The organism is Stenotrophomonas sp. STEN240 (genome assembly GCF_056756175.1).
This window is the reverse complement of the sequence record NZ_JBRRBO010000008.1, coordinates 124498-130554: the sequence shown is the minus strand read 5'-3', so window position 1 is coordinate 130554 and position 6057 is coordinate 124498. Positions and strand designations below refer to the sequence as shown.

Here is a 6057-nt window from a genome sequence, read left to right as displayed (position 1 = left end):
CGCCTCTTGCCGAGCATGGCTCGGCACTACAGAAATCCAGCCCCCTTGCCGAGCATGGCTCGGCAATACAGGAATCCGGGCCCCTTGCCGAGCATGGCTCGGCACTACAGGATCCCGGCATTGTGTCGCCAAACATACGCGGCAGTAGGGATTCCGCCACATACAGTGCTGCGCCTTGGTCGCAGTGGTGAGCTAGACTGTGAGCCCTGTCGTGGCCGCAAGGCCGCCCTGAACGGAATTGTCATCCCGCATGAGTTGGCTCAGCAAGTTGATGCCGTCCGGCATCCGTACCGACAACACGCCCTCCAAAAAACGCAGCGTCCCTGAGGGGCTGTGGGAAAAATGCTCAAGCTGCGGCGCGGCCCTGTACCGCCCGGAGCTGGAAGAAAACCTTGAGGTCTGCCCGAAGTGTGGGCACCACATGGCCATCCGCGCGCGTGCGCGCCTGGCCTCGTTGTTTGATGCTGACAGCACCAGCGAGATCGCCGCCCGCCTTGGGCCGACCGACGTGCTCAAGTTCAAGGACCAGAAGAAATACGTCGAGCGCATCAAGGCCAGCCAGAAGAACACCGGCGAGTACGACGCGCTGGTGGCCATGCGCGGCCTGTTGAAGGGCCGCCCGCTGGTAGCGTCCTCGTTTGATTTCGCCTTCATGGGCGGCTCGATGGGGTCGGTGGTCGGTGAGCGTTTCGCGCTGGCCGCGGAAACCGCACTGGAAATCGGCGCGCCCTACGTCTGCTTCTCCGCCTCCGGCGGTGCGCGCATGCAGGAAGGCCTGTTCTCGCTGATGCAGATGGCCAAGACCTCGGCCGCGCTCGGCAAGCTGCGTGATGCCGGTCTGCCGTACATCTCGGTGCTTACCCATCCGACCACCGGTGGCGTATCGGCGTCGTTCGCGATGCTGGGCGACATCAACATCGCCGAGCCGCAGGCGCTGATCGGCTTTGCCGGCCCGCGCGTGATCGAGCAGACCGTGCGCGAAAAGCTGCCCGAAGGCTTCCAGCGCTCGGAGTTCCTGCTCGAGCACGGTGCCATCGACCAGATCTGCGATCGCCGCGAAATGCGTGATCGCCTGGCCGACCTGCTGGCCATGCTGGGGCGTCAGCCGCAGCACGAGGACGCGGCTGCCTGATGGGTACGCGCAAGTATTTCGGTACCGACGGCATCCGCGGCCGGGTCGGCAAGGGCGTCATTTCCGCTGACTTCGTACTGCGCATCGGCAATGCGCTGGGCCGCGTGCTGGTTGCACGCAGCAATGGTGCACAGCCGACCGTGGTGATCGGCAAGGACACGCGCATCTCCGGCTATATGTTCGAGTCGGCGTTGGAAGCGGGGCTGGTTGCTGCCGGTGCCAACGTGCAGCTGATCGGGCCGATGCCGACCCCGGCGGTGGCGTTCCTTGCGCATACGCTGGGTGCCGATGCCGGCATCGTGATCAGTGCTTCGCACAATCCGCATTACGACAACGGCATCAAGTTCTTCTCCGGCGAAGGCGAAAAGCTCGACGACGCCACCGAACTGGCGCTGGAAGCAGCGATGGATGAGCCGTTCTCGACGGTGGAATCAGAGCAGTTGGGCAAGGCGGTGCGCGCCCGCGATGCGGTGGGCCGTTACATCGAGTTCTGCAAGGCCAGCGTGCCGCGTGATTTCTACCTGCGCGGGCTCAAGGTCGTGCTCGATTGCGCACACGGGGCTACCTATCACGTGGCGCCGCTGCTGTTCCGCGAGCTGGGTGCGGAGGTGGTTGCAATCGGCGCCGAGCCCAATGGCGTCAATATCAATGATGGCGTCGGCTCGATGCATATCGAAAGCCTGTCGCGCAAAGTGGTCGAGGTTGGCGCCGATATCGGCATCGCCTTCGATGGTGATGGCGACCGCGTGTTGATGGTCGATGACACCGGTGCGGCGGTGGACGGCGATGGCCTGCTGTACGTGCTGGCCAAGGCGTGGCAGGCCAATGGCCGTCTGCGCGGGCCGATGGTCGGCACCTTGATGACCAACTACGGGTTGGAGCAGGCGCTTGAACGCCTGGGTATCCCGTTCGTCCGCGCCAATGTCGGTGACCGCTATGTGCACCAGGCGCTGGTCGAGGGCAATGGCGTGCTTGGTGGCGAAGCCTCCGGCCATATCCTGTGCCTGGACCGCGCAACCACCGGTGACGCCATCGTCAGTGCCTTGCAGGTGCTGGAAGTGCTGGGCCGTGGCGGTGTGAATCTGCGCCAAGCGCTGCAGGGGCTGGTGATGGTGCCGCAGAAAACCATCAATGTGCGTCTGGAAACGGGCGCGCGCGAGGTGGTTGCCAGTGCGCCGGTACAGGCTGCGCTGGCCGCCGCGCAGGCGGCGGTGGCCGGGCGGGGCAGGGCCTTCCTGCGTCCTTCGGGTACCGAGCCGGTGGTGCGGGTCACGGTCGAGGCCGATGAGGCCGGGCTGATGGCCGCCACCCTTGAAGCGCTGGCCGATGCGGTTCGTTCGGCTGCCGCACAGGTTTGAGCTGGATCATAGTGGTGTTGCCGGGATGTCGGTTCCAATAGCCGGCGTCCCGTTCCCTTCCTTGGAGTAGTTGTATGAGTTCCCGTATTCCCACCCTCGACATCACCCGTTTCGATAGCGACCGTGAGGCCTTCGTGGCCGAGCTGGGCGCCGCTTATCGTGAGTGGGGTTTTGCGGGTATTCGCAACCACGGCATTCCGCAGGCGGACATCGACGCCGCGTATGACGTGTTCAAGGCGTTCTTCGCGCTGCCGGAAGATGTGAAGAAGCAGTACCACATCGCCGGTGGCGGTGGTGCGCGCGGCTATACCCAGTTCGGTGTGGAAACGGCCAAGGGCTCCAAGCATTTCGACCTGAAGGAGTTCTGGCATGTCGGTCGTGAGATCGGCGACGACTCCAAGTATCGTGAAGTGATGCCGCCGAACCTGTGGCCGAGCGAAGTGCCGGGCTTCAAGGAGCACGGTTACGGCCTTTACCAGAAGCTGGACCAGTTGGGTTCGCGCGTGCTGTCGGCGCTGGCGCTGCACATCGGCCTGCCGGAAGACTATTTCGCCGACAAGACCAACAACGGCAACTCGATCCTGCGCCCGATCCATTACCCGCCGATCACCACCGATGACATCCCCAATGTGCGCGCCGGCGCCCATGGCGACATCAATTTCATCACCTTGCTGGTCGGTGCCAGTGCCGCCGGCCTGGAAGTACAGTCGCATGAAGGCGAGTGGGTGCCGTTCACCTCCGACGCCGACACCATCGTGGTCAACATCGGTGACATGCTGCAGCGCCTGACCAACCACGTGTACCCGTCCACCATCCACCGCGTGGTCAATCCCCCGGGTGAGCTGGCACGCAAGCCGCGTTATTCGGTGCCGTTCTTCCTGCACCCGAACCCGGATTTCCTGATCGACGTGCTGCCCTCGTGCATCACTGCGGAAAATCCCAGCCGCTACCCGGAGGCGATTACCGCCCACGGCTTCCTGGAAGAGCGCCTGCGTGAGATCAAGCTGAAGTAATCGCCCGCACCATCCAGGTGTTGGCTGTCGCAATGACGCCGCCGTGGCCCAGGCCCGGCGGCGTTTTTGCATCTTGTCTCCCGTTGTCTGCCGTTTGTCCTGGCGATGTCCGCATATCGGCTATCCTTTGCCGATACTTTTTACCCCGGAGTTACGCCTGAATGCGCCAAAAAATCGTTGCAGGTAACTGGAAGCTGCATGGCAGCCGTCAATTCGCCACCGATCTGGTGGGGCAGGTGGCTGCCGGCTTGCCGGCGCCGGGCGTGAGCGTGGTGATCCTGCCGCCGCTGCCGTATCTGGGTGACCTGGTCGAGGATTTCGAGGATACGGCGCTGGCTTTTGGCGCGCAGGATGTCAGCAGCAATGAGAAAGGTGCCTATACCGGCGAAGTCTCGGCCAGCATGCTGGTGGATGTGGGTGCTACGCATGGTCTGGTCGGCCATTCGGAGCGCCGCCAGTACCATAACGAGAGCAATGAGCTGGTGGCGCGCAAGTTCGTTGCCGCGATCAATGCTGGCCTGATTCCAGTCTTATGTGTTGGTGAGACGCTGGAGCAGCGTGAGGCGGGGCAGACCGAGTCGGTGATTGCCGCGCAGCTGGGTCCGGTGTTGGATCTGGCCGGGGTGCAGGCCTTCGCCAAAGCCGTAGTGGCGTATGAGCCGGTATGGGCGATTGGCACCGGTCTTACCGCCACGCCGGCGCAGGCGCAGGCCGTGCATGCGTTCATTCGTGGCGTAGTGGCCGAGCGCGATGCTAGAATCGCCGATTCGTTGTCGATCCTTTATGGCGGCAGCGTCAAGCCCGACAACGCTGCAGAGCTGTTTTCACAGCCTGACGTCGATGGCGGGCTGGTAGGTGGCGCTTCGCTGGTGGCGGCTGATTTTCTGGCCATCGCGAGAGCAGCTGCCAGTCGCTAACGGGTAATTGTCCGGGACGGATTTCAAATGCTGATGTTGATCCTCAATGTGGTCTATGTGCTGGTGGCGCTCGCGATGATCGCGCTGATCCTGATGCAGCGTGGCTCTGGTGCTGCCGCAGGTTCGGGTTTTGGTGCCGGTGCGTCGGGTACGGTGTTTGGCGCGCGTGGCGCGTCCAACTTCCTGTCCAAGAGCACCAAATGGCTGGCCGTGGTGTTTTTTGGCATCAGCTTGTTCATGGCGTGGTACGCCAGCCACGGTTCGCGTCCTGCGGACCAGGGCGTGGGCCTGATGGGTGCGGTTGAAGCGGCGGCTCCGGCCACGGCTCCGGCAGCGCCGGCTGGTGAGTTGCAGCCGCTGCCGGCAGCTCCGGCTGCCGCAGCTGTGGGTGAAGTGCCGCAGGCAACGGCTCCGGCGGAAAATATTCCCGCCAAGAGCGAAGAAAAGCCCGTTGAACCCGCACAGAAAGACTGAAGACGGTTACAATACGCGGCGCACTGCGAAGCAGCAGCGCTGACGTAAGCCCAGGTGGCGGAATTGGTAGACGCACTACCTTGAGGTGGTAGCGACGAGAGTCGTAGGGGTTCGAGTCCCCTCTTGGGCACCATTGTTTTATGCGGGTACACGGGTTGCAGCAGTAGCCCGTCGTGGCAAGTCCCGTCAATCCCCCATGCCTTGGCACCCGCAGGTGTCCCGGGCAGAGGCAAGAGAGAATCGCTGTGCTGGCCGAATATTTGCCGTCTCTGCTGTTTCTGATCGTCGCCACCGGCATCGGCGTTACGCTGATGTTGATCGGTCGGTTCCTCGCTCCGCGTTCGCCGGACACCGAGAAGCTCTCCGCCTATGAGTGTGGCTTCGAGGCGTTCGAAAACGCGCGCATGAAGTTCGATGTGCGTTACTACCTGATCGCCATCCAGTTCATCGTCTTTGACCTGGAAATCATCTTTATTGTGCCCTGGACCCAGGTGTTCATGGAGCTCGGCGCGCGTTCGCTGGTCACCATGGGCCTGTTCGTGGGCATGCTGTTCCTCGGCTTTATCTACGTGTGGAAGAAGGGAGCGCTGGAATGGGAGTGATCCAAACTCTCGACGGCCTGATGAACAACCCCGTCCCGGAAGGGCGGGTTGATGACATTCTGCGGCCTGAAGGCGATAACCCCCTGCTCGAGAAGGGCTATGTGACCACCAGCGTCGATGCGCTGCTGAACTGGGCACGTACCGGCTCGATGTGGCCCATGACCTTCGGTCTGGCCTGCTGTGCGGTGGAAATGATGCACGCCGGTGCGGCGCGTCTGGACCTTGACCGCTACGGTGTGGTGTTCCGTCCCTCGCCGCGACAGTCCGACGTGATGATCGTGGCCGGTACGCTGGTCAACAAGATGGCCCCGGCGCTGCGCAAGGTCTACGACCAGATGCCGGACCCGAAGTGGGTCATCTCGATGGGTAGCTGCGCCAATGGCGGCGGTTATTACCATTATTCCTATGCAGTGGTGCGCGGTTGTGATCGTGTGGTGCCGGTGGACGTCTACGTTCCGGGCTGCCCGCCGACGGCCGAGGCGCTGGTGTACGGCATTTTGCAGCTGCAGAAGAAGATCTGGCGAACCCAGACCATCGCACGCTGATCCCCTTTCAAATCAA

Annotated in this window: 7 protein-coding genes and 1 tRNA gene; all 8 read left to right on the top strand. The window is 62.9% G+C overall.

All coding sequences use genetic code 11. The features are described from left to right. Positions 1-250: 250 nt before the first annotated feature. The 8 genes from accD to ACVOKO_RS05835 all read left to right on the top strand — a co-directional run bounded on the left by accD (position 251) and on the right by ACVOKO_RS05835 (position 6041). Complete coding sequence (accD, locus tag ACVOKO_RS05870; RefSeq protein WP_346498004.1) at positions 251-1132, top strand: acetyl-CoA carboxylase, carboxyltransferase subunit beta; 882 nt, start codon at positions 251-253, stop codon at positions 1130-1132. Next, positions 1132-2490: a phosphoglucosamine mutase gene (gene glmM / locus ACVOKO_RS05865; RefSeq protein WP_346498003.1), complete on the top strand. Its 1359-nt coding sequence runs from the start codon at positions 1132-1134 to the stop codon at positions 2488-2490. Before accD ends, glmM begins: the two co-directional genes overlap by 1 nt. Before the next feature lie 74 nt (positions 2491-2564). Continuing rightward, the gene (locus tag ACVOKO_RS05860) at positions 2565-3503 is read left to right on the top strand and encodes an isopenicillin N synthase family dioxygenase (RefSeq protein WP_346498002.1); all 939 of its coding nucleotides are present in this window, start codon (positions 2565-2567) and stop codon (positions 3501-3503) included. 161 nt (positions 3504-3664) lie between these two features. Beyond that, entirely contained in the window at positions 3665-4420 is a 756-nt protein-coding gene (gene tpiA, locus ACVOKO_RS05855; protein ID WP_346498001.1) for a triose-phosphate isomerase, read from the top strand. A 27-nt stretch (positions 4421-4447) separates the two neighbouring features. Continuing rightward, complete coding sequence (secG, locus tag ACVOKO_RS05850; protein WP_346498000.1) at positions 4448-4894, top strand: preprotein translocase subunit SecG; 447 nt, start codon at positions 4448-4450, stop codon at positions 4892-4894. 48 nt (positions 4895-4942) lie between these two features. After that, a tRNA-Leu gene (locus tag ACVOKO_RS05845) sits at positions 4943-5027 on the top strand. A gap of 112 nt (positions 5028-5139) precedes the next feature. Beyond that, entirely contained in the window at positions 5140-5496 is a 357-nt protein-coding gene (locus ACVOKO_RS05840) for an NADH-quinone oxidoreductase subunit A (protein WP_057626704.1), read from the top strand. Further along, positions 5487-6041 carry a NuoB/complex I 20 kDa subunit family protein gene (locus tag ACVOKO_RS05835; RefSeq protein ID WP_017354657.1) on the top strand — a complete coding sequence of 185 codons (555 nt, stop codon included), beginning with the start codon at positions 5487-5489 and terminating at the stop codon, positions 6039-6041. The genes ACVOKO_RS05840 and ACVOKO_RS05835 overlap by 10 nt, the downstream gene beginning before the upstream one ends. Positions 6042-6057: the final 16 nt, after the last annotated feature.